Annotated in this window: 24 protein-coding genes; 15 read left to right on the top strand and 9 right to left on the bottom strand. The window is 34.9% G+C overall.

The window, feature by feature from the left end; all coding sequences use genetic code 11:
* From KAOT1_RS04180 to KAOT1_RS04160, 5 genes are all read left to right on the top strand, one after another.
* Positions 1 to 2689 (top strand): efflux RND transporter permease subunit (locus KAOT1_RS04180; protein WP_007093464.1); only part of this gene is annotated, 2689 nt, incomplete at its 5' end.
* Positions 2679 to 3902, top strand: a complete 1224-nt coding sequence (locus KAOT1_RS04175; protein ID WP_007093463.1) for a TolC family protein — start codon at positions 2679 to 2681, stop codon at positions 3900 to 3902. The genes KAOT1_RS04180 and KAOT1_RS04175, both read left to right, overlap by 11 nt.
* Positions 3903 to 3908: 6 nt before the next feature.
* The gene (locus KAOT1_RS04170) at positions 3909 to 4628 is read left to right on the top strand and encodes a heavy metal translocating P-type ATPase (protein WP_007093462.1); all 720 of its coding nucleotides are present in this window, start codon (positions 3909 to 3911) and stop codon (positions 4626 to 4628) included.
* 3 nt (positions 4629 to 4631) lie between these two features.
* Positions 4632 to 6329, top strand: a complete 1698-nt coding sequence (locus KAOT1_RS04165) for an efflux RND transporter periplasmic adaptor subunit (RefSeq protein WP_007093461.1) — start codon at positions 4632 to 4634, stop codon at positions 6327 to 6329.
* 60 nt (positions 6330 to 6389) lie between these two features.
* Positions 6390 to 6791 (top strand): heavy-metal-associated domain-containing protein, encoded by a 402-nt coding sequence (locus KAOT1_RS04160; RefSeq protein ID WP_007093460.1) that lies wholly within the window; start codon positions 6390 to 6392, stop codon positions 6789 to 6791.
* A gap of 250 nt (positions 6792 to 7041) precedes the next feature.
* Here KAOT1_RS04160 and KAOT1_RS04155 read toward each other — a convergent pair whose 3' ends face one another.
* A complete protein-coding gene (locus KAOT1_RS04155) occupies positions 7042 to 7341 on the bottom strand; it encodes a GIY-YIG nuclease family protein (RefSeq protein WP_007093459.1) in 300 nt (99 codons plus the stop codon).
* 180 nt (positions 7342 to 7521) lie between these two features.
* On the opposite strand from KAOT1_RS04155, the gene KAOT1_RS04150 reads away from it, so the two are divergent.
* A complete protein-coding gene (locus KAOT1_RS04150; protein WP_007093458.1) occupies positions 7522 to 7896 on the top strand; it encodes a DUF423 domain-containing protein in 375 nt (124 codons plus the stop codon).
* Between the two features lie 35 nt (positions 7897 to 7931).
* Here the strand turns inward: KAOT1_RS04150 and KAOT1_RS04145 are convergent, their stop codons facing one another.
* Positions 7932 to 8558: a hypothetical protein gene (locus KAOT1_RS04145; protein ID WP_007093457.1), complete on the bottom strand. Its 627-nt coding sequence runs from the start codon at positions 8556 to 8558 to the stop codon at positions 7932 to 7934.
* A gap of 57 nt (positions 8559 to 8615) precedes the next feature.
* Here KAOT1_RS04145 and KAOT1_RS04140 point away from each other — a divergent pair, with 57 nt between their 5' ends.
* From KAOT1_RS04140 to KAOT1_RS04125, 4 genes are all read left to right on the top strand, one after another.
* Entirely contained in the window at positions 8616 to 9392 is a 777-nt protein-coding gene (locus tag KAOT1_RS04140; protein ID WP_007093456.1) for a DUF3108 domain-containing protein, read from the top strand.
* 22 nt (positions 9393 to 9414) lie between these two features.
* Entirely contained in the window at positions 9415 to 9744 is a 330-nt protein-coding gene (locus KAOT1_RS04135) for a hypothetical protein (RefSeq protein WP_007093455.1), read from the top strand.
* A 700-nt stretch (positions 9745 to 10444) separates the two neighbouring features.
* A complete protein-coding gene (locus tag KAOT1_RS04130) occupies positions 10445 to 12001 on the top strand; it encodes a M28 family peptidase (RefSeq protein ID WP_007093454.1) in 1557 nt (518 codons plus the stop codon).
* 330 nt (positions 12002 to 12331) lie between these two features.
* Positions 12332 to 13471, top strand: a complete 1140-nt coding sequence (locus KAOT1_RS04125) for a glycoside hydrolase family 64 protein (protein ID WP_007093453.1) — start codon at positions 12332 to 12334, stop codon at positions 13469 to 13471.
* A gap of 225 nt (positions 13472 to 13696) precedes the next feature.
* Here the strand turns inward: KAOT1_RS04125 and KAOT1_RS04120 are convergent, their stop codons facing one another.
* Positions 13697 to 14101: a hypothetical protein gene (locus tag KAOT1_RS04120; RefSeq protein ID WP_007093452.1), complete on the bottom strand. Its 405-nt coding sequence runs from the start codon at positions 14099 to 14101 to the stop codon at positions 13697 to 13699.
* A 128-nt stretch (positions 14102 to 14229) separates the two neighbouring features.
* Between KAOT1_RS04120 and KAOT1_RS04115 the strand changes: the two genes are divergently transcribed.
* The 5 genes from KAOT1_RS04115 (at position 14230) to KAOT1_RS04095 (ending at position 19194) form a co-directional block, all read left to right on the top strand.
* Positions 14230 to 15453, top strand: a complete 1224-nt coding sequence (locus KAOT1_RS04115; RefSeq protein WP_007093451.1) for a PAS domain-containing sensor histidine kinase — start codon at positions 14230 to 14232, stop codon at positions 15451 to 15453.
* 9 nt (positions 15454 to 15462) lie between these two features.
* A complete protein-coding gene (locus tag KAOT1_RS04110) occupies positions 15463 to 16509 on the top strand; it encodes a response regulator (RefSeq protein ID WP_007093450.1) in 1047 nt (348 codons plus the stop codon).
* A gap of 89 nt (positions 16510 to 16598) precedes the next feature.
* Positions 16599 to 17378 carry a universal stress protein gene (locus KAOT1_RS04105; protein ID WP_007093449.1) on the top strand — a complete coding sequence of 260 codons (780 nt, stop codon included), beginning with the start codon at positions 16599 to 16601 and terminating at the stop codon, positions 17376 to 17378.
* Positions 17379 to 17470: 92 nt separating this feature from the next.
* The gene (locus tag KAOT1_RS04100; protein WP_007093448.1) at positions 17471 to 18313 is read left to right on the top strand and encodes a universal stress protein; all 843 of its coding nucleotides are present in this window, start codon (positions 17471 to 17473) and stop codon (positions 18311 to 18313) included.
* Between the two features lie 53 nt (positions 18314 to 18366).
* A complete protein-coding gene (locus tag KAOT1_RS04095; RefSeq protein ID WP_007093447.1) occupies positions 18367 to 19194 on the top strand; it encodes a universal stress protein in 828 nt (275 codons plus the stop codon).
* 110 nt (positions 19195 to 19304) lie between these two features.
* Here the strand turns inward: KAOT1_RS04095 and KAOT1_RS04090 are convergent, their stop codons facing one another.
* From KAOT1_RS04090 to KAOT1_RS04065, 6 genes are all read right to left on the bottom strand, one after another.
* Complete coding sequence (locus KAOT1_RS04090; protein WP_007093446.1) at positions 19305 to 19976, bottom strand: 4'-phosphopantetheinyl transferase family protein; 672 nt, start codon at positions 19974 to 19976, stop codon at positions 19305 to 19307.
* A 13-nt stretch (positions 19977 to 19989) separates the two neighbouring features.
* Complete coding sequence (locus KAOT1_RS04085) at positions 19990 to 20898, bottom strand: alkaline phosphatase family protein (RefSeq protein WP_007093445.1); 909 nt, start codon at positions 20896 to 20898, stop codon at positions 19990 to 19992.
* Between the two features lie 9 nt (positions 20899 to 20907).
* Entirely contained in the window at positions 20908 to 22026 is a 1119-nt protein-coding gene (gene fabD / locus KAOT1_RS04080; protein ID WP_007093444.1) for an ACP S-malonyltransferase, read from the bottom strand.
* A gap of 19 nt (positions 22027 to 22045) precedes the next feature.
* Positions 22046 to 23323: a beta-ketoacyl synthase N-terminal-like domain-containing protein gene (locus KAOT1_RS04075; RefSeq protein WP_007093443.1), complete on the bottom strand. Its 1278-nt coding sequence runs from the start codon at positions 23321 to 23323 to the stop codon at positions 22046 to 22048.
* A gap of 28 nt (positions 23324 to 23351) precedes the next feature.
* Positions 23352 to 23597 (bottom strand): acyl carrier protein, encoded by a 246-nt coding sequence (locus KAOT1_RS04070; RefSeq protein ID WP_007093442.1) that lies wholly within the window; start codon positions 23595 to 23597, stop codon positions 23352 to 23354.
* A 294-nt stretch (positions 23598 to 23891) separates the two neighbouring features.
* Positions 23892 to 24602 (bottom strand): MBL fold metallo-hydrolase, encoded by a 711-nt coding sequence (locus tag KAOT1_RS04065; protein WP_007093441.1) that lies wholly within the window; start codon positions 24600 to 24602, stop codon positions 23892 to 23894.
* Positions 24603 to 24629 lie beyond the last annotated feature (27 nt).

The following is a 24629-nucleotide window of genomic DNA, read 5'->3' as shown; positions in this document are numbered from 1 at the left end:
CGCTCGAATCCTTATTACCTTGCTCATCATTATTATTATGGTGTTTAATCTTCGTGCTTCATTCCTAATTGCAAGTATTTTGCCAGTAGCGGTTCTCTTGGTTTTTGTAACAATGAAACTTGGAAATGTAGACGCAAATATTGTCGCACTTTCTGGAATTGCTATCGCTATTGGTACCATGGTCGATATGGGAATCGTACTTATAGAAAACATCACGCGACATCTAGAAAAAGACACTAAAAACACACCGATCAATTCACTGGTTTACAAAGCAACTTCAGAAGTTTCAGGCGCTATTCTCACGGCAGTGCTAACCACTATCGTCAGTTTCATTCCTGTATTTATGCTTGTTGGTGCAGAAGGAAAACTATTCAGTCCGTTGGCATTTACCAAAACAATGGCGTTGATTTCGGCAATTATTATTACGTTATTCGTCTTACCAGCATTGGCAGCTTGGGTTTTTAGTTGGAAATTAGTACGAAAAAAGTTAAATATCACTCTAAACATCGTGCTTATTCTTCTTGCGATCTATGGAATCATTTCAGGATTTTACATCGCGATTGCACTTATAATCTTCGGAATTGTAAATCTGTTAGAAGCACAACGTATCATCACACAAAAAACAAAAAAGCAAGTACATATTGTTACGGCAATTGGAGCGTTATTAATCCTTCTTACCTTATATTGGCGACCTTTGGGATACACAAATGCTCTGGGAACAAACTTTATATTTGTCGCGCTGACGTGTACAATTGTCATTGGAACGTTCTCTTTGTTCATCAACTATTACGAACGATTATTGCGTTGGGCGTTAACACACAAAATGCTATTTTTAAGTCTGCCACTATTGATACTTCTTGCTGGCATTTCCATTTGGCGAAACACAGGAAAAGAATTCATGCCAGCTTTGGATGAAGGGTCGTTTTTACTCATGCCAACGTCGCTTCCACATGCGGGAATTGAAGAAAACAAACAAATCTTACAGCAATTGGACATGGCAGTTGCCAACATTCCTGAAATAGAAACGGTAGTTGGAAAAGCGGGTCGCGTAGAAAGTGCGTTAGATCCTGCGCCGTTGTCAATGTATGAAAACATCATTCACTACAAATCTGAATACATTACGGATGAAAATGGCAAACCGATTCGTTTTAAAGTAAATGATGCTGGTGAATTTATAATGCGTGCTTCGGCTCCGCTCAGTACGCTGACTAATGAAAATAGTAATGCCACTTCCGTAGATGTGACAAACGAAAACCAAACGTCAGATCGAGTGGCGCAAGGAACGAGCGTTGTATCGAGATCCACTACAAAAAACATAAAAGCAAAAAACCTAATTCCAGACGACAACGGAGAATTCTATCGCAATTGGCGACCACATATCAAATCGCCAGACGACATTTGGAACGAAATTGTGCAAAACACCAAACTCCCAAGTATAACGTCAGCGCCAAAACTACAACCTATTGAAACGCGCCTCATCATGTTGCAAACGGGCATGCGTTCGCCAATGGGAATCAAGATTAAAGGACAAAACTTGGAGCAGATAGAAAGCTTTGGATTGCAACTAGAAAGCATCTTACAAGAAGTTCCTGAAGTCAAAAAAGAAACCGTTTTTGCAGAACGCTTAATCGGAAAACCGTATCTAATTCTCGACATCAATCGTGAAGAAATTGCACGCTACGGATTGTCTATCAAAGCGGTACAAGACATTTTGGAAATTGCCATTGGCGGAAAAATAGTCACACAAACCATTGAAGGTCGCGAACGATACAATGTACGTGTGCGCTATCCGAGAGAATTGCGTGCCAATCCGAATGACTTGGAAAACATCTACATTCCGTTGCCAAACGGTTCTGAAATCTTACTAAAAGAAGTCGTAACCATTGGTTATGAAAAAGGTCCACAAATGATTAAAAGTGAAGATACGTTTCTAGTGAGTTACGTATTATTCAACAAACAAGCAGACATTGCCGAAGTAAACTTGGTGGAACAATTACAACAACTCCTCAAAGAAAAGATTGACAATGGAAGTTTAATCGTTCCAAAAGGTGTCAACTATGAATTTTCGGGAACGTACGAACAACAAGTACGTGCCGAAAAAACCTTGTTGATTATTGTGCCAATAGTATTGCTCATTATCTTTTTGATTCTGTACTTTCAATTCAAATCGGTGGCAACTTCACTCTTTATTTTTGTGGGAATCGCCGTTGCTTTTGCTGGTGGTTTCCTCATGATTTGGTTGTACGGACAACCGTGGTTTCTCAATATTGAAGTCTTTGGCAGTAACATTCGTGAGTTGTTTCACATAAAAACCATCAACCTTAGTGTTGCGGTTTGGGTAGGATTTATTGCCTTATTCGGAATTGCTACCGATGATGGCGTGATTATGGCAACCTATTTAAAGCAAAACTTCGATAAGAAACTTCCAAATACCAAAGAAAGTATTCAAAATGCCGTTGTAGAAGCTGGAAAAAAACGAATTCGTCCTTGTTTAATGACGACTGCCACAACTTTGCTAGCATTATTACCAATACTTACGTCTACAGGACGCGGAAGCGATATCATGATTCCAATGGCGATTCCAAGTTTTGGCGGCATGTTGATCGCGTTAATTACCTTATTTGTCGTGCCCGTTTTATACAGTTGGCATCAAGAAATTCAATTAAAAAGTAATACAAATGAAGTATAGTTTTACATACATTATTGGTTGTTTATTGGTTGTCCATATCGCAAATGGGCAAACCCTAGCGGACTATCTGGCGGAAGCCGAAAAGAATAGTTCTGAAATTTTAGCTAAGCAATTGCAATACGAAAGCGCGCTAGAAAAAGTAAACGAAGTTGGAAGTTTGCCCAACACACAATTGGGCGTTGGAGTATTTGCGCAAGCTGTAGAAACAAGAGTTGGACCACAACGCGCACGATTCTCGGCAAGTCAAAAAATTCCGTGGTTTGGAACGCTTTCGGCGAAAAAAGAAAACGCGCGATTGTTAGCAAAAGCCAAAGAAAGTGAAATTGATTTTTTAAAACGACAGCTTTCGCTGAATGTAAAAATAGCGTACTACAACTTGTTTGAGTTGCAACAAAAACTAAAAATCACACAGCAACACATTGAAATTTTAGATACCTATGAAAAATTGGCGTTAAATGAACTCGAAAACAATCGTACAAATATGGTGGATGTATTGCATATTAAAATGAAAAAGAATGAATTACAACAACAATTTCAAGCAATATCAGAAGACATTCAAAGTCAAAAAGCACAATTTAATTTACTGTTGAACAAACCTATTACTACGGAAGTTTTGCAATTAGATTCATTGGAAATAGCACAAACAACGCTCTTTACAACGGTTGAAACTGTAGCAAATCATCCAAAGTTACAACAATTGGATGCGCAGGAAATTGCTTTGCAACAATCGGAAATCGTTGCCAAAAAAGAAGGAAATCCAACAATTGGTTTCGGACTCGATTATGTACTGGTGGCAGAACGTTCAGGAATTGCATTACCTGATAATGGAAAAGACATCATTATGCCAATGGTTTCTGTGTCGATTCCGTTGTTTAACAAGCGACATATTGCGAAGCAAAAGCAAATACAGCTTGAACAAGAAGCAATTATTCAATCTAAAACAACCGTAAAAAATCAGTTGTTAATTGCTTTACAACAAGCAAAAAACAGGTTGAAAAATGCTACAGAAAGTATGAAAACACAAGAAGAAAACAGTTTACAAGCAGATCAAGCCAAAGAAGTCATCTTAGCAGCGTACCAAACTGCCAAAATGGACTTTGAACAATTGTTAGCACTCGATCAACTAAAACTTGGCTTTGAAATGCAAAAAGTAAAAGACGTCAATACAACCTTGGTTAGTATGGCGATGATTGAATTTTTAATCGCAAATTAAAACAACATGAAACAAACTTATATCATTAACGGAATGACGTGCAACGGTTGCCGAACTAAGGTCGAAAAGCTTTTAAATGAGCTAGATTCAGTGAACAAAGCAACTGTAAACCTAGAAACCTCAGAAGCAATTGTGGAAGCTTCTACTCCACTCGATCCTGCGATTTTGCAATCGGCATTGCCTGAAAAATATACGGTTCAAGAGAAATCAGAAAATCTATTTTCTTCGGTTGCAACCGAAGAAAAAAGCGAACTCAAACAACTATTTCCGTTGTTTCTGATCTTTTTCTACATCACAACCGCAAGTATTTTAATGCATGTCAATAATTGGTCTACATCAGCATTTATGTTAGATTTTATGGGACTTTTTTATGTGGTGTTTAGCTTCTTTAAATTCTTAGATTACAAAGGTTTTCCCAATTCGTTTCAAATGTACGATCCGCTAGCAAAACAAATTCCAATCTATGCATGGATCTATCCATTTATTGAAGTTGCTTTAGGACTTATGTTTTTATTCCGATTTGAAATTCCGATCGCATTAATTATCACGGTAATTATTTTGGGAATCACCACCATTGGTGTTACCAAAGCATTATTAGACAAAAAAGCGATACAATGTGCTTGTTTGGGAACGGCGCTTAAATTACCCATGACCAAAGCGACTTTTATAGAAAACTCCATCATGCTCATCATGGCAATTTGGATGTTGATGAACTTATACTTTTAGACGATGAAAAAATACCTTATTTATATAATTTTACTCCTCGCGGGAATTGTTATTGGGAAGTTTGCCCTTTCGGGAGAAACGACTCAAGAACATTCGCATACGGCGGAAACTACTGAAAAAAGTACAATTTGGACGTGTTCTATGCATCCGCAGATTCAACAACCTGAAGCAGGCGATTGTCCCATTTGTGGAATGGATTTGATTCCTGCGCAAGAACGTACAACCGAGTTGTCTTCAAATGAGTTTCGCATGACGGAAAACGCAATGGCATTGGCAAATATTCAAACTACGAAAGTCTCCGAAGGAACTGCTTCTAATACACGTTTGAAACTTACCGGAACCATTGAACCTAACGAAAAAACGAATGCTATACAAACTGCACATGTTGGCGGACGAATTGAAAAGTTATATGTAAACCTTACAGGCGAAGAAGTCAGAAAAGGACAACGAATTGCGTTGATTTATTCGCCCGAATTGGTTACCACGCAACAAGAATTGTTGACAGCGTTGCGCATGAAAGAATCGCAACCTGAATTGTACAAAGCAGTTCGAAATAAGTTAAAACTTTGGAAACTGTCTGAAAGTCAAATTCAACAAATAGAAACTTCTAAAAAAGTTACAAATAAATTTCCAATTTACGCGAGTGTTTCTGGCGTTGTGACTGAAAAAATGGTAGAAGAAGGAAATCATGTTATGGAAGGTGGCGCGTTGTTTAAGGTTTCTAATTTGAATACTGTTTGGGCAAGTTTTGATGCGTATGAAAAACAATTTTCACAATTGAAAAAAGGCGATAATATTACCATTACTACAAATGCGAATCCTAATGAGCAAATTCCTGCAAAGATTACGTTTATTGATCCTGTATTGAATACAAATACACGAACCGTTGCTGTAAAAGTAGCTTTGAAGAATGCAGATAGAAAGCTAAAACCTGGCATGTTTGTGACAGGAGTTTTAGATACAGAGATTTCTAAAAATACAATGCTTACTATTCCGAAATCGGCAGTATTATGGACAGGAAAACGCTCTATTGTATATGTAAAAAAAGCTTCTACTGAACCTGTTTTTGAAGCACGAGAAGTGACTTTAGGAAATGCAATACAAGATCGTTATGAAGTCATTTCAGGAATTGATTCAGCAGATGAAATTGTTACCAATGGCGCGTTTACCGTAGATGCCGCAGCACAATTACAAGGAAAGAAATCAATGATGAATGCTTCCAAAGATGTTTCAGACGAAACGAAAACAAAAAAAGACATTACCTTTGATGCAAGTTTTGAAAAAGCGTTTCAACCAAGTATTAAAGCCTATTTAGCATTGAAAGATGCTTTGGTAAAAAGTGACACAAAGTTATCCGCAGAAAAAAGTGAAGCCTTCCGAAAAGCATTGGAACAATTGACCGTTCCACAACGAAAAACTGAAAATTCGTATTGGGCAGTGCTGCATAAAACTTCTAAAGGAATCAATAAAAATACATCAATTGAACAACAACGAAAGAGTTTTCAAATCATTTCAAATCATATGATCGAATTGGTACAACATTTTAAGATTTTCGATCAGAAACTTACCGTTCAGTTTTGTCCGATGGCAAATAATGACAAAGGTGCATATTGGTTGAGTGACGAAGAACAAATTAGAAATCCTTATTTTGGGGACGCAATGTTGAATTGTGGAAGTGTAGAACAGGTTTTGGGGGATTAGGTGTTAGGTAATTTAAAATTTCAAGTAAAAAAGTAAATCATTAATTAAAAATAGTAAAAAATGAAAAAAGTAATCTTAAGTCTATTTGTAGTAGCATCGTTTGCATTTGTGAGCTGTAAAGGAGAAAGCAACACAAAAACGGAAACTGAAGTACAAACAACCACAGCCGATGGAAAAGATTTGTCGATGGCAACTTTTGGTGTGCGTGGAAATTGTGGTATGTGTAAAACGACGATTGAGAAAGCCGCAAAAAGTGTGGATGGCGTTGCAAGCGCAATTTGGGACGTGAAAAAGAAAAGTATCAATGTTTCGTATGACGAACATAAAATTAATGAAAAGGAGATTCATAAAGCGATTGCGGCGGCTGGTTACGATACCGATCAGGCAAAAGGCGATAAAGCTGCGTATAAAAGCTTGCCAAAATGCTGTCAGTATGAAGGCGATCAGGTGATGAATCAGTAAAAATTATTACAAGTCTTTGCGAGCGTTTGGAAAACGCGTGGCAATCTGTTTCTAATGAAATTAAAGTTTTATCTGAAACAGATTGCTTCGGCTTCGCCTCGCAATGAAGATTCATAGGCTTCGAAATAAAAATACTATGTAACGTCTTTGCGAGCGTTTGAAAAACGTGTGGCAATCTGTTGCTAATGAAATTAAAGTTTTATCTGAAACAGATTGCTTCGGCTTCGCCTCGCAAAGACGATTCATAGAGTTAATCAAAGTAAAATAACCAACCTTCCGACAGATCATTCCATTCCGGGTTTTCTTTATTGATAAGTTCCTCTTTTCGTTTTCTGTTTCCCGATTTTAATTGTTTCTCTCTGATAATTGCTTCATTAATTGATTGAAATTCTTCAAAGTATACAAGCTTATCACAATTATACTTTGATGTGAACCCCTTATAACTTTTAGTTTTATGTTGATAGATTCTTTTCATAAGATTTGAAGTCACACCTATATAAATAACAGTATTATTTTTATTGGTTAAGAAGTATACAAAAGGTTTCTTCATAGAAATAAATATACTATTTTTCTAGTATATATTTTTGAAACGTCTTTGCGAGCGTTTGGAAAACGCGTGGCAATCTGTTGCTAATGAAATTAAAGTTTTATCTGAAACAGATTGCTTCGGCTTCTCCTCGCAACGATTCATAGACTTTTTAGTAACAATTCAAAATAGTACCTTTGCGCCATGGAAAAAATCGTATTGAATATTGCGACATTGTATGGCGCATTGGGAATTATTTTTGGCGCATTTGGCGCACATGCGTTGAAGAAAGTTTTTTCAGAAGAATTACTGAAAAGTTTTGAAACTGGCGTAAAATACCAAATGTATCACGCCCTTGTGTTGCTTGTGCTTGGATTTCAATTGTCGTTCACAGAAACCATTGAAAAAAGCGCTGCTTGGTGCTTGATTCTCGGTACATTCTTGTTTTCTTTTAGTATTTATGGCTTGTGTTTGAGCAGTGCCAAAGGCAAGAAACTCCGCTTTTTAGGTCCAATTACGCCACTTGGTGGATTATTGTTAGTAATGGGCTGGATTTTGTTGGGAATTTCGTTTTTGTAGTATTTGTACAACACTTAATCAAGATACAGAAAAGATTATTCATTATACAAACGCTTCAACTCAGGAAGTGTTTTGTTGGAAGTTATCAATCCGTTGATGAGGTACTTTCGTAAATCTTCCAAATCGTCATGCGGAATGTATTTTGCCCATTTGGTTTCGGTTGTAATGGCTTTTAGTTGTCGTAAAACTTTGCGTGTTTCTCCAGAAGTTCGCAATACATATTTGGAAGTATACGAAGGTTCATCCTTATGAAAGTATTCGTATTTATGGCTAAATTCACTTTTTTTGATGAAATACAACTTCTCTACTTCATTATCTTTGTAAAAACTTGACCATTTCGCAAAACCAACTTTTTTTCCGTTTTTAATATTGCGTTCATCCGTTTGCAATCGCCATTTGCAAGTAGCTGCGCGTCCCCAATGAGTTGAAATACGATATACACCATCTTCTGTGTAGAAATATTGACTACCAGAACGACTTGTAAAATTGGGCTTTTTATCCTTTACAAGCTGAAAGTCAACTGCTTTAAAAATGCAATAGGTATTTTTGAAAAAGTTTTGTTTGTGGTATATTAATTTCGTCACTGCGCGGTAATGTGTATTTTTGTCAAAGCTACAAAATGTAGAATGATGTGTTGTGACAAATAAATAATACTTTGGCACAATAAGTGTTTTATACTACGTTAATAGTAAAGAATAAAGAACTAAACAATGAATAAAATGAAAAAGATTGTATGTCTATTTTTGGTAGGTTTCATGTTTCAAACCGTTGCAACAGCGCAAAAAATGGCGTTTAAAGATGGCGAAAAACTTACCTTTACCGCATCATACAAAATGTCTGGATTTATGACACAGCTTGCGCAAGTAAGCATGGAAACCTCGGAAGTAAAAACATCAAAAAACACGTTATTGCATTTTAAATCTCGTGCAACTACGTATAAGAAGTTTGATGCTTTTTTTAAAATTCGTGATATGTATGAATCATATGTAAGCAAAGCTAGTTTATTGCCTGTTTTGTATCGTAGAGATATACAAGAAGGGAATTATAAAAAGAAAATGAAATATGTGTACAATCAAAGAAGTAAAACGATAAAAAGTACACAAACAAAACGTAGAGGCGATGGTACGGACTGGATTGTAAATAAAAATTTTAGTTTTAGCAATCAAGCAATGGATGTTGTTTCAACTTTGTACAATTTGCGTAATTTACCAATAGAAAGTGCGCGTGTAGGCGATACGAAAACTTTCAAAATTATTTTTGATCGAAAAGAAACACCTGTCACGATTAAATATGTTGGAAAAGAAACGGTAAATGCTGGAAATTTAGGAAGTAAAGAATGTTATAAATTACAAGTATTGACTTCGGGTGAATTCTTAAAATCTGGAACACTTTGGCTCACTGCCGATGCTAACAAAGTTCCTGTACAAGCACGATTTACCATTCCAATTGGAAGCGGAATGTTACAACTAACGAATGCTTCTGGCTTAGCAAATTAATCATTAAAACCAAAAATATACCATGAGAACATTATGTATCATACTAGGAAGTATTGCCGCTGTACTCGGTTTTTTACTTTCTTTTTTCTTTGACAGTTTTGCGTTTATTCCTGTAGTTTTCGGACTTATCTTAGGATTTGCCGCATTAATTATTTCTAGAAAAAACGGACTCCGCGAAAGCGTTCCAAAATTAATCATTGCATTGTCTTTTCTGGCAGCAGCCATTACTACGATGAATATGTTTAAAGAGAATAAGGTTGCAGACGACGCAAAGTTGACTATTGAAGAAAAGAAACAACAAGAAAAAGAAGACCTAAAAGAGATTGAAAAAGAACTGGAAGGAATTGAATAAATTAAAAGAAATGTAGCAATTTGTTTCAAACAATATTCAAATTTTTCTCAGAAACAACCTTGAATCATTGAATTTTTGAATCCTTGAATTGAGCGAAGCAAAAAAAATAGGTATTAGCTTTTGGGAATTAGGTATTAGTCAAGTTCTAAGAGTAATTGGAAATTCAAACTAAAATACGAATATACTTTGAGCGACAGCGATATTTAAATTTTAATGTAGCAATTTGAAAATTTGGAAATTGTAGCAATTGATTTAAAACAATATTCAGGTTTGTCTTAGAAACAACATTGAATTATTAAATTTTTGAATCCTTGAATTAAGCAAAGCGAAAAAACAGGCATTAGCTTTTGGGAATTAGGTATTGGTCAAGTTCTAAGAGTAATTGGAAATTCAAACTAAAATATGAATATACTTTGAGCGATGCGATATTTAAATTTTAATGTAGCAATTTGAAAATTTGGAAATGTAGCAATTGGTTTCAAACAATATTCAGGTTTGTCTTAGAAACAACTTTGAATTATTAAATTTTTGAATCCTTGAATTGAGCATAGCGAACCTAACGGAAAGAAAAGTCTATCAAAAAACAACTTGATAGACTTTTTTTATTCTCAAAAATACTTGTTTTTACATTTTTTTAAGAAATCTATAACAAAATTAAGATACTGATTTCAATACCTTTGGGCATCCTAAAAATAACTATATGAAAAAATTGCTATCCCTAGCCCTTTTAGCTGCGATTGGATGCGGAACTAATCAGAAAACTTCAGACAAGAAAGATGTCAAAAATGTAGATCCGATTCCTTATGCTAACACAATTACTGAAGCTGAATTAAAAACACACTTGTACATATATGCATCTGATGAATTTGAAGGTAGAGATACTGGAGAACCTGGGCAAAAGAAAGCAGTTGCCTATTTAAGAGATGAATATAAAAACTTAAAGGTTCCTGCGGCGCAAGAGGATGGAAATTATTTTCAAAATGTTCCTTTGCAAAAAGGAGCCGAATTGAATTCAACCTTAACCATTGACGGAAAGGCGTATAAATTTGAAGACGATTTCTTGACATTCAATGCAGGACAAAACGGAACTATAAAATTCTCTGACATTGTATATTTAGGATATGGAATTGATGATGAAAAATATTCTGACTACGACAATCAGAATGTAGAAGGAAAAGTGCTTCTTATCAAAATGGGAGAACCAAAAAATAAAGAGGGAAACTATGTAGTTTCTGGAACAGAAGAAACTTCCAAATGGAGTAACGGCAGACAAGGTCCGGCGGCAAAAATTAACGCAGCAAAAGAACGCAAAGCAAAAGGTGTTTTATTTTATGTGGATGAAATGTATCCGCGTTACAAAATGCAATTGGCATATGTTAAGAACAATAATAGAGTTTCCTTAAAAGGCGAAAAAAGTCCTTTCTTCTATTATGTTATTGGAGATACGTTGGCAAAAGACTTACATGCTACGATTGCTAATGATGATAACGCTAAAACAATGAATGTTGATGCTACTTTAGTTGTTAATGACAAAACGAATGACGTAAGTTCTGAAAATGTTGTTGCAATCATAAAAGGTTCTGAAAAACCAGAAGAATATATTGTAATCTCTGCGCATTTAGATCATGAAGGTGTGAAAAATGGCGAAATATACAATGGTGCTGACGATGACGGTTCGGGAACAGTTGCCATGTTAGAAATTGCAGAAGCTTTTAGAAAAGCACAAAAAGAAGGAAATGGTCCAAAACGTTCTATCGTATTTTTACACGTTACTGGGGAAGAAAAAGGTTTGTTAGGTTCAAGATACTACACAGATAATCCGATTTTTCCATTAGAACAAACGGTATGCGATTTAAATATTGATATGATTGGACGTATTGATCCAAAACGTACTGAAGGTGATCGTAATTATATATACTTAATTGGTTCTGATAAGTTAAGTACTGAATTGCATAACATTTCGGAAGAAGTAAACAAAAAATACACAAACATTGAACTAGATTATACATTTAATGATGAAAATGATCCGAATCGTTATTACTACCGTTCCGATCATTACAACTTTGCAAAAAACAACATTCCTGTTATTTTCTATTTCAACGGAACCCATGATGATTACCACAAACCTAGTGATACTGTAGAAAAAATCAATTATGATTTATTAGAAAACCGTACACGCTTAATTTTCCACACAGCGTGGGAATTGGCAAACAGAGACAAACGAATTGTTGCCGACAAAGCAACAGCTACCAAATAAATAATTCACACACAGAAAAACGAAAAGCTTCCCGAAAACGGAAGCTTTTTTTATGTCTACTTTTAACTGAAGTGATTTAAACTTTTTTGATTTGCTAAAAAATTACTGTTTTTCAGTCCTGTTTTCGTCTTTTTTTCGTTCCGTAGCGCTACTATGAAACTCAAAAAAGCCTTCAACAGTACTTAAAACTTCTAATTTTCGCTTAAACCCGAAAAGTTTAAATCACTTCACTAAGTAAAATCTCCTGTTTTGATAAAACGCGTAATTGCTCTCTATAATAAATTATTGAACCACAGTACTTTTACATCATAATCTAAAACCCTTACCATTATGAGTATACAAGTTAATATTACCAATAACAGTGGAACATCTTCAAGTGATGTATATTGGATTTGCTTTGGATTGGATAGTGATCCTGCGACAAGTTCTCCAAATTGGAGCTATGTAGATGTGGATAGCAACGGAAATGCTTCTTTACAAAAGTTTACCAAAGGACAAGATTGTTCAAAACTATTTAAAACCGTTGACGAATTGAGTGCCTTCAACAACTTACCGCCAATGTGGTCTGGGCAATTCCTATTCTCTTTCAATCAATTGCCTAATGTTTTTAATATTGTTTCTGGCGGACAAAATGGTTTGGGAGTTCAAACACCTCCATTTACACCTGGAACGGCTGATGCTGATACGTTATTTGTTGTGGTAGAATTTACAAATATTGGAACTGAATTGTATGCCGATTGTACCATTGTAGACTACTTCTCTGCTCCTGTTTCTATAGAAGTTATCGGAAAAACTGACTCAAAAACGAATGGAATTATGAAATCGACAAGTTCGCGTGATGCTATTTTTGATGGAATTACCGCTTTGGGAAGTCCGTGGAGCAATTTAATAATGAAAGATGGTTCAGGAAATAACATTCGTGTATTAGGTCCGCAACACGCTGTACAAACTACAAATCCAAACTTACTTTCTTCAACTATTTACGATGCGTATGTAGATGCTTGTTGGAAAAACTTCAAATCGAATACACTAACCATCAACTGTCCGACATTCGGAACATATACAGGAACCGTGAATTCTAGTGACGAATTGGTCTTCTCACAAACCGATCAACCTGACGTTACCATTCAAAAGCCTGGACCAGGAAAAGCATATGATATTTTTGGTTGTGTTGGTACATTAGCTGCACCAAACAATACGCCTTTAGGAGAAATTGCTGCCATTTTAGGAGCTGCTTTAAACAGAACCATCTTAAGTAGCAACGGCAATGATACGCAACCAAATTGTACAACAAGTGATTTTTACACGGTACAAAACGGAGTGACAAATGAATATGCAAACATCGTTCATCAAAACTATAAATCAGGAATTTACGCATTCCCGTTTGATGATGTTTGTAGCAAAGATAGCCCGTTGATTGATATTACAAACCCAACTAACTTTAATATTACTTTATCAGATTGGAGTTAACTCCTACCTATTATATTATTTACAATTACCATACAAAAGCGAGCTGAGAAGTTCGCTTTTTTTTAGTTATACCAAATCTACTATAAAATGCGACTTTAGAAACGAAGTTGCTTTGGTAGTGTAGGACGCAGTGGATTCTTTGCATCTAGCTACGGAAAGGAGCCTCAAGAAACTACACTGCCAAATGAACGAGTTTATATGTTGTATATTATGGTTGATTTGGTATTACTTCTTAAACGCAATACTCAATTTTGCAAGCATGATAAGTTCTGACTTGTTACGATTTGAAAAACTTGAAGCTATTTTGCCCGCAATTGATAATATATTTTCCTTAACCGATGCTGTAAATAGTTCTTCATGCTTCTCTTTAAAACTTATAAATTCATCGTAACAGATTTGCGGTGAAACTTTATCGGCAAACATAAGTGTGAATGCAGAAAGAATATGATGCTTTCCTCCTAAGGTCTTGTCTACAGCTAAAAGTTCTGTAAAAGAGCTTGCCGTAGAAAGTTCGTTTTTTAAAGTGTCAAATTCGCCTTCATCTAATTTGTTATCTGAAAGTGCTACTGCATAAAATAACTTTCCGACATGCTGATAAAACTCAATAATAGTGTGTTGATTTTTTTCCATTTTGACTTGCTTTATATCGTAAAGATACGCCGTTAAAAATTTCTTTTCAATGATATAAATCAGAAACCAACTTCGTGCATATTTTTTTGTAGTTTTATGCTCCTTAATTATAACCGTTACTACGCCATATGTTTCGCAAAGAAGAAGATATTTTTAACATCCTTTTAGGCGCTGTTTCTGAAGGTGTTATCATTGTGAACGAACAGCAAAAAATAATGGAAGCCAATACTGCTGCTGCAAAAATGTTTGGTTATTCACGAGACGAATTGCTTCAAAAATCATTAGACCTCTTAATCCCAAAGAAATATCACGCTGGTCATGGAGCGCATTTTGAAAGTTTTATGAAACATCGTGAAACTCGTCAAATGGGACATGGACGCGATTTACACGGCGCACACAAAAATGGAACTACATTTCCTGTAGAAGCAGGTTTGAATCCGTTTTCGGTAAATGATGAAAACTATGTAATGGCGTTGGTCATTGATATTACAATTAGAAAACAACAAGAAGCAAAAATTCAGGAGTTGTATGCTGGTTTGGAACAAAAAGTGATGCAACGAACACAAGAGTTAAGTGAGACAATTGCTGAGTTGGAAGCTGAAAATAAATTACGTTTACAAGCTGAAAAAGATGCAAAAACTGCGCTAAAACGAGAACAGGAACTGAATGAATTAAAAACTAAATTTTTATCGTTAGTTTCACACGAATTCAAAACACCTTTAAGTAGTATTTTAACATCTTCCATGTTGTTAGGAAAGTATAAATTAACCGAACAACAAGCCAAACGCGACCGACATATTAAGATTATTTCTGATAAAGTTCATTATTTGAATAATATTCTAAACGATTTCCTTTCGGTTGAAAAACTAGAAAAAGGAAAGGTAAATTATAAGCTGAGTACTTTCAAAGTGAGCAAAGTAGTCAATGAAGTTGTCTATAATGCAAACATGTTGTTAAAAGACGGACAACAGATTAATTATCCGGATAATATTGATGGTTTTTCGTTGCATCAAGATGAAAAAATAATTGAATTGGCCTTATCAAATGTTGTCAATAACGCCATTAAATATTCTTCTGAAAATACCATTATTGATATCAGTATTACACAAGACGATTTCATCACAACCATCCAAATTAAAGACAACGGAATTGGTATCCCTGAAAAGGAACAAAAAAACATATTCAATCGTTATTTTAGAGCTGAAAACGCTTTATTAGTGCAAGGAACTGGTATCGGATTGAATATTGTAAAAAATCACTTGGAGAATTTAAAAGGAAGTATTTCTTTTGAAAGTATAGAAAACGTAGGCACCACTTTTACGCTAAAAATACCCAATAAAGCCACTGTATAAAACAAACCGATGAAGAAAGTACTATTAATTGAAGACGATACAATTTTAAGAGAAAATACGGCGGAATTGCTAGAACTCGCTGATTATGATGTTGTGACTGCGCCCAACGGAAAAGTAGGCGTAGAAACAGCGTTACAAGATTCACCTGACATTATTGTATGTGATATCATGATGCCAGCATTAGACGGTTACGGCGTGTTGGAAGCATTGTCTAAAAACGATGCTACAAAGTACATTCCGTTTATATTTTTATCGGCGAAAACGGAACGTCAGGATATCCGAAAAGGAATGGATTTGGGCGCAGACGATTATATTACGAAACCTTTTGAGGAAGAAGAATTGATTAGCGCCATAGAAAGTAGAATAGCAAAAGCTGCGATTTTAAAAGACGAACGCGAAGGAAATGTTGAGAATAATGACGAACACCAATTACGCGATTTAAATGATTTGAAGAACTTTTTTGATGACAATGGTACCATTTTCAATTATGGAAAAAATGATATCATTTACAAAGAAGGACAAAATTCCAATTATATTTATTTGATTGTAAAAGGCGTTGTAAAATGTCATAAGTTTGACGAACAAGGAAAAGAATTAACGACCGCATTGCACAAAGAAGACGATTTGTTTGGGTACACCTCATTTACCCAAAACATGCCATATCAAGAAACTGCAACTGCGATAAAAGCTACGGAAGTTGTCGCGCTTTCTAAAACGGAATTGATTGCAGTGTTAGATAAAAATCATAAAGTTACTTTAGAGTTGATTCAATTGTTGACCGATAATATTTCAGGCATCAAAAATCAATTGTTACAAATGGCATACAGTTCTGTACATCGAAAAACGGCGACGACGATTTTAAAATTTGCCGAAAAACTCAATCGAAATCCAGAAGATCCTATCAAAATTTCCAGAAACGATTTGGCTAGTGTTGCCGGAATTGCCACCGAAACACTTATTAGAACACTGTCGCGCTTCAAGAAAGAAGGTATTATTGAAATTGAAGGTAGAAATATTAAAATTGTTGATTACCAACAACTTCAAGAAATGTATTAAAGAAAACAAGTCATTTTATTGAATATGACCAAAATCATATTTTTTAAAGTTGCTTCCGCTTAGATTTGCCTGTAAACGTCGATCTAAGCATGAAAAACATTTTATTACCAACAGACTTCTCAGAAAACGCATGGAATGCCATTGTGTATGCGCTTCAGTTTTTGGAAAATGCTACGTGTAATTTTTATGTGTTGCATGTTTGTGAATCTCCAGAAACAAATGTAGCCGTAAAGTTTCAACAATTACAAAAACGCATTGCAGCACTTCCTGCAAATGCTCAACATCACTTTTTTACACTTACCGAACAAAATTCTTTTATTGAAGCCATTCGCAATCAAGTGGAAGATAAAAAGATTGACATGATAATTATGGGCGCAAAAGGTGTGTCTAATACAAATTCTTGTATGATTGGACATTACGCCGAAAGTGTCATCACTAAAGTAAAGTGCAAATTGTTAATTGTTCCTGAAAATGCTACTTATACCATGTTTGACGAAGTTGCTTTTCCAACAGATTTTACCTTGGCTTCCGATATTCAGACTTTGGCTCCTATTACAACAATTTTAGATAAAAAAATTACGTCATTACGTATTTTATATATTAATAAAGTGACTCAAAAACTAAACAATCATCAATTAGCCAACAAACATCTTTTGGAAGATTTTTTGGATGATTTGGAATATAGTTTTCACTTTTTGACCAATAATAATGTGGAAGATGCTGTGGAAGATTTTACCGAAAGTAAAGACATCAATTTGATAATTATGGCGGCTAAAAATTTAAATTATTTTAAACAGATTTTATTCCACTCAAAGGTAGATAAAATCAGCTATCACACACACATTCCTTTTTTAGTATTGCATGAATAGTTTTTGATTTTTAGTAATTTCAAACTGATATATATCATAGTTTTTTGTGTTTTTGAAGTGTACTTTTAAGTAACAAATTAAAATGTATCGCAATGAAAAAAATACTTGTTCCCACCGACTTTTCAGAGAATTCATTGAATGCCATTCGGTATGCAGTTCAATTGTTTAAAAACGAATCTTGTAATTTTATTTTACTGAATACGTACACACCTGTAATTTATCATGTAGAACACATGGAAGTTGGTGCTGCGCAATACGGATTGTTGGATGCAATGAAAGAAGCATCTCAAAAAGGATTGGAAAAAATACAGGAAACAATTGAAGCTGAATTCCAAAATCCAAACCATATTTTTTATAAAATTTCGTCTTTTAACATGCTAGTTTCAGAGATTGATAAATTGTATGAAGAAAATGTTATGGATATGATTGTAATGGGCACACAAGGCGCTTCTGGCTTAAAAGAAGTCTTGTTTGGTTCTAATATGATTCACGTATTGAAAACTGCAAAATGTCCTTTGTTGGCAATTCCGAGTGGATTTTCGTTTGAAGAACCTCATGAAATTTTATTTCCGTCAGATTACAATGTTGATTTTAAAGAATCACATGTAAATATCATTCAAAAGTTGGCTTCTTTTTATCATTCTCGAATCAATGTATTGCATGTTTCAAATACTGATAAGTTGACTACAACACAAAAGATGCATCAAAAGCAACTAGAAGTATTTTTAAAAGATATTTCACATTTGTTCCATTTGGTACACGATGATGATATTCCGAGTGCTATTGCTGAATTTCAATCAAAATCACGCATCAATTTGTTAGTCATGCTGAATAATAAACATTCGTTTTTTGAGAATTTATTTTTTGGATCGAAAGTGAAAAAAATTGGACTTCACTTGAATATTCCTTTTTTGGTCATTCCCGCGAAAGCGTAAACACTAACAAGAGTTTTTTATCAATTTAAACATCACAATTTAACTATATAACTATGACAAATATACTGTTACCGACTGATTTTTCAGACAATTCAAAAAATGCAATTCGGTATACCTTGCACTTGTATGCCAATGAAAAATGTACTTTTTACATACTCAATTCGGCAAAAGTAATAGCAACAAGATCGGCAAGTTTTTCAAGCAAATTAGGAACGACCGTTTTGGAAAATTCAAAAAGAGATTTGGCAGCCTTAAAAGATGCTTTACAAGCAGAGTTTACCAATAAAAATCATACATTCAAGATTATTGCGAGCGCAAACGATTTGGACGACGCTATTGAAATATTTGCTGAAAAATATGAAATCGATTTGATTGTGATGGGAACAAAAGGTGCCACAGGTGCAAAAGAAATTTTGTTTGGAAGCAATACTACAAAAATTTTCAAAAAAGTGACGTCCTGCCCTATTTTGGCGATTCCTGAAAATCATACGTTTGTCGTTCCAACGCAAATTGGTTTTCCTTCAGATTTTAATCGCTATTGTGATGCAAAAGAGTTGCATTTTTTGAAGAAAATGGCAAAACTGCATGATGCAAGTATTCGCATCATTCATATACATGAAACGGAACGTTTAAGCGAGCAGCAAGAGCAAAATATGACTACTTTAAAACAGTATTTGAAAGAACATAAACATAGTTTTCATTGGATTCAAAATTACACAAGCAAAGAAAAAGCAATTCATGAATTTATTGATGAAATGCAAATTGAAATGCTAGCAATGGTACAATATTCTCATGGTTTTATAGATCGTATGCTGCGCGAACCTGTCATTAAAAAAATTGGTTTTCATCTTAAAGTACCATTTTTGGTAATTCCTGAATAAAGAAAAACAAAGCTTTGAAAAAAGCATAAAAAAAGTCGTTTTTAAAACGACTTTTCAGAACTAATTCACTTTGAATCTTTTACAAGATCAAAAAATGATTTTTTATGGAATTATATTTTGTTTGCTAACAAAGTAGTAGTTGCTGCTGTAAAATCTAGTTTGTGCAATTTATATGATGATAATTTATTGGTTGCGATCGTTACGCTGTAATCTTCAGCGATATCAATATCACTTAAAAACCATAATTTTCCTTCGTATTGAACTGTTTTATCTTTGACTTCGAGTTCTTCATACGGAATGTAAAATCCGCGACCATCAGCTTTGGAAACACTTTCTTTGATTGTCCAATATTTGTAAAATGTTTCTATTGGATTTTCTGAACTTGATATGTGTTCCCATTGTTTGGAATTCATCGTTTTATCAAAGTTTTCAAAGTCTCGATCCTGCTTTTTTTCAATATCAATTCCAATTCTAACATTTTGACCTATGGCACAAATTGCGTACGCACCAGAATGTGATATGTTAAAATCATAGCTAGGCAATGTTAAAAACGGACGTTTGTGCTCACTATACAGAATCAATTTACTTAGATTGTTATTGATGTTGTGATATTTGAGCGCTTCCATAAGAAGCAATTTTCCAAACAGATTTGCATGCTTGTCTTGCCAACGTAAAAAACGTTCGTTACGTTCTTGTAAATCTTTCGGTAATAAAGATAAAAGTTCCGAATATAAAGTTGTCGGAAGCGGTTCTGTAAATGAAGTGTAAAAGATATCTATCAAGGTGTGAATGTTTTTAAGTGTTAGCGCCTACTTTGAATACTTTTGAAAATATAGCATCAAATATTTCGTCAATTCTATGTACATCTTTAAATTGTGCAGCTTCGTTACCAATAACCAGCAACGGAACTTCATTTTTACTGTGTCCGCCAAAAGATAAATCTTCAATATTTCCATGATCGCTGCTCATGAGTACATGAATATGATCTTCTTTGTTATGCAGGATTCCACGTAAAAATTCATCAAACATTTCAAAGAATGCTATAGATTTACTCATATCTTTTCGGTGTCCAATTAAATCTGGAATAAAACATTCAAACACTACCAAATCGTACGTATCCGTAATGTTTTTTAAATTTTTTCCAGCTTGAAACGGACTGATTTCTGGTACACGATTGTTTGGCAAACCTTGTAATGTACTGTTGGTTATGTCCCAATGTACGGCATTTCCATCTACAAGATCATCCAAAGTATTGAATCCGTTATCGGCTGCCAAAACACTGTATGTGGTTACACTGTAGCGAGACGTATCTGCGGAAGTGAAAAATCCATCTGTATATGAATTTGCAAAGACGTTGGAGATATTGTGCGCATTTGCATATTTAAAGATGGAACGTTTTTGTATAATTTGAACCAATTCTTCACTCGGATACGCCATTAAATGATATCCCAAAAAAGCGGGCGCGTTATAACCTGTAAATAAACACGTTTGTCCTGTAGCACTTTGCGGAATTCCTTTTACACCAAGACATGCATCAATTCCTTTGAGTAATAATTTGTCTGATGAAACCTCAACATCGCGTAGCAATCTTTTGCCCGTAAGTTGATGTACCGTTGGCATGTCAACTTTTGCCAACGGATTGGTTGCAACATTATCGCCCAAACCGACGCCATCCAGAAAGATAAATATGAGTTTATTTCTCATTATTTATGATTAAGCAGGAGTTACTTCGCGTAAATCAAAATATCCGTTGTAACCTTTCATATATACTGCTGCTCTGTGTCCAAATAATACCATTGCTTCGGTACGTGTTTCTAATTCTGAATCGTAAAAGTCAGATTTTACTTTTGTTCCTACAGGGTTTGAAGCATTCCATTGTGCTACTAATTCTAGTGAATCGCCTGATGGTTTTTTAGCTGTTTTTACTTTTTTGGCTTCTGATTTTTTTACTGGTTTTTCAACTGTTGAAGCTTTTTCTTTCTTCGCAAAATCTCTTTTTATGTAACCTGATAGCTTTGTCAGTACGTCTCCAACACCAAGTTCTTCGAATTCCATATCGCCTTTTTCTAGCAAATACGTCATACTGTCAGACCATCGTACGCTGTTGTATAACTGATCTACCAAGTGTTCTGCTACTTTTTTGTCATCGTACGGTTTTCCTGTGGTATTGGCAATGACTTCAATTTTTGGTTTGTAAAAACGTTTTCTTTTTAAGAATTTTTCAAACTCATCTGCGGCTTCTTTCATGTATCGTGAGTGAAATGCACCACTTGTATTTAATGGAATAAACATCACACCAGCTTTTTCAAAGAATGCTTGTGCGTTGTTGATATCTTCTTTTAATCCAGAAATTACAATTTGTGAACCTGCGTTAAGGTTTGCAATATCAATCGTTTCTAGTTTGGCATCCTTTAAGATTTCCTTGATTTGTTCTTCAGAAGAATTTAAAATAGCTGCCATTCCACCATTTTTGGCTTCGCTCATCAACTCTCCACGCTTTTTTACGAATTTCAATCCGCTTTCAAAACTAAAAACGCCTGCGGCTTGTAATGCATTGTATTCTCCCAAACTATGTCCAGCTACAAAATCAGGTTCTTTTTCACCATCTTTTAGCTTTTTTTGGTATGACAATGCATTTACAACATACAATGCAGGTTGTGTAAATTGTGTTTGATTTAATTGTTTGTTCGGATCTTCCAAACAGAGTTCTTTGATGGAATATCCTAAGATTTTATCCGCCTTTTTGGTCAATTCAGGAAATTCATCAAAAAGCCCTTCTCCCATTCCTCGTTTCTGAGAGCCTTGACCTGGAAATAAGAATGTTTTTTTCATGTTTGTATTTTTTAGTTGATTATTTATTATTTTTCAATGCGATAGACGTATTTATTCCACCAAATCCGAAAGAATTACTTAATGCGGTTTGTATGGTATATTTTTTTGCGGTGTTGCCACAGAATTGTAAATCGCTTCGAATTGGTTGTTCTAAATTGATATTTGGATGCAGAAAATCATATTTCATTTGTAGTACTGTAGCAATAACTTCTACCATTCCTGCGGTATATAAACAATGTCCTGTAAGTCCTTTTGTAGCATTTAAATGTATGTTAGCCAGATGATCTGTAAATACATTGTAAATGGCTTCGGCTTCCGTTTGATCGCCCAAAGGTGAAGAACTTCCATGTGTATTGATGTAATTAATGTCAGCATTGGTAATGTTTGCTCGTTCCATTGCTTGTTGCATTGCTTTTTCTTCTCCTGCTAAGTTTGGGTTTGCCGAACTGTTTTTGTCTAAGTAGTAACCGTAACCAATGACATTTGCAAATGATGCTATACTTCTTTCTTCCGAACTTTGTTGAGTTTCTAACACAATACTTGTACTTGCCTGACCGTACACGAAACCTTCATGGTTTTTATCGAAGGGACGACATGCCAACGTAGGTTGTTCATTGTAGGTTTTTCCGCCCATTGCTCCAATATTGATAAATCCTTGCATGTCTAGCGGAGATAAATCTGCGGGAACGCCAACCACCAAACAAACATCTACATTTCCTAATTCTAGCAATTGATGTCCTTTGATGATTCCTACGTTTCCTGTGGCAGAAGCGCCGCCAACAACGACGCCTTCTCCTTCTATTTCAAACAGTTCACTCAATACTCCAACTTGATTGGTTTCTAGAAATTCTAGCGCATATCTTGGTGATAGATATTCTGGATTTTCGTTGAATTCTGAGATGAGTTTGTATTGATAGTTTTGTGTACTATTTTGTCCGGCTACGACCAAACCAATTCGTTCTGAAGCTACTTTGTTATGAAACAAACCTGCTTCTGCCCATGCTTGTAATGCTGCCAAAATTGTTGTCTGAATTACAAAAGGTGCACGCTGTCCCAATCGTTTTGCTTTTTTTACTTTTTCTTCAGGAATGTTTTTGAGATTTTTCAATTGTTCCGCAAAGGAAAAATCGCGAATTTCCGCAGCAATATTCACAGCTAAAACAGGTTCAGCAGTATTGCTCATTTTTTGAATGCCAGAAATTCCTTGTTGCAACGAGTGTGTAAATGTTTCTATATCGTTTCCGATGGAAGATACAATTCCCATTCCTGTAATTCCGATACTTTTTTTGTGTAGCATTTTCAGTCTACTTTTAAGAAATTGTTACTTAGTTGTTTACATTTTCATGCAATACATTTACCAAACCTTCAATATTGTTTACACCTGCAAAACTCATTAAAGGAATTTTTATGTTTAATTCTCGCATAGACATGGTTACAATTTCCATTCGATCAATAGAATTTGCGCCAATGTCTTTTAGTTGTTTTTCGATTGCAATGTTTTCTTTTTCCACATCTGGAAGGATTTCCATAATTATTTCTTGTACAATGTGGTACACTTCATCTTTTGACATAATTTGATTTTTAAGTTTATGATTCGTTTTCTTGTTATTTCATTTCAACTGCGCTCAATGTGACAGTTGTTTGTTGTTTGTTGTTTCATCTCGACTACGCTCGATGTGACAGTTGTATGTAAGATGTTTACTTTTAAATAGTTGCTAAGCTTAAACTTATAAACTTATCAACTGTTGACTTAAGTTGTGATATTTAGTGCAACTGTTCTCGATACAAATTTGCGCTGCAAATCCACTCGAACTGACGTTTTGTACTATTTAGACTTTGAAGTTTTTTAATTCAAAATTTAAATTTTAATAGAACTCAAAGAATTTTGCATGATTTTGTCCTTTTCGTAAACGATAGGCAGCAAAATCTTCTTTGTTCGAAAATTGCAAATAGATATTGTTCTGCAATACTGTTGCAAATTGTTCTCCTGGAGAACGCGCGTATTTGTGTCCTGGAAAAATGCGCGTAGTTTCGTTTACGTATGCTTTTATTTTGTTTAAACTTTCATACATATGGTGAGCTGCTTTGACATCATTGCACAAACCGCATCCTTCAATAAAAAGTGTATCTCCACTAAAAAGATTGTTTCCAATCATGTAACACATACTTCCTGCGGTATGACCTGGCGTAAGCAGCGGAACGATTTTTAATGATTCCACCCAAATTGGCGTTTCATCTATTGGCTGTAATTGCGGCGCATCATATCCTGAGATTGCAATTTCTTCTTGCGACATCCAAATAGGACAGTTGTGTTTTTCGGCTAATGGTTTTGCCAAGTGTAAATGATCGAAATGTGAATGCGTGAGCAAAACTCCTTTTAGTGTTGTGTTACTTACTTCGATTGCTTGCTCAATACGTTCTAAATCCCATGCAGGATCTACAATGATTGAGGTACTATTTATGTGATCTATTACTAGATAATTATAGTTAATTACAAACATATTAGACACTCTCAATACAACTACTTGCGGTTCTAATCCTTCTTCTTGTGGAGTCTCTAAAGTATTTTTATTCATAAGCCATTTTTTCGTTCTTCATTTTAT

Origin of the sequence: Kordia algicida OT-1 (genome assembly GCF_000154725.1) — a bacterium.
Taxonomy (GTDB): Bacteria; Bacteroidota; Bacteroidia; order Flavobacteriales; family Flavobacteriaceae; genus Kordia; species Kordia algicida.
Note: the sequence above shows the minus strand (reverse complement) of the source record. Positions and strands in the feature narration are given on the sequence as shown.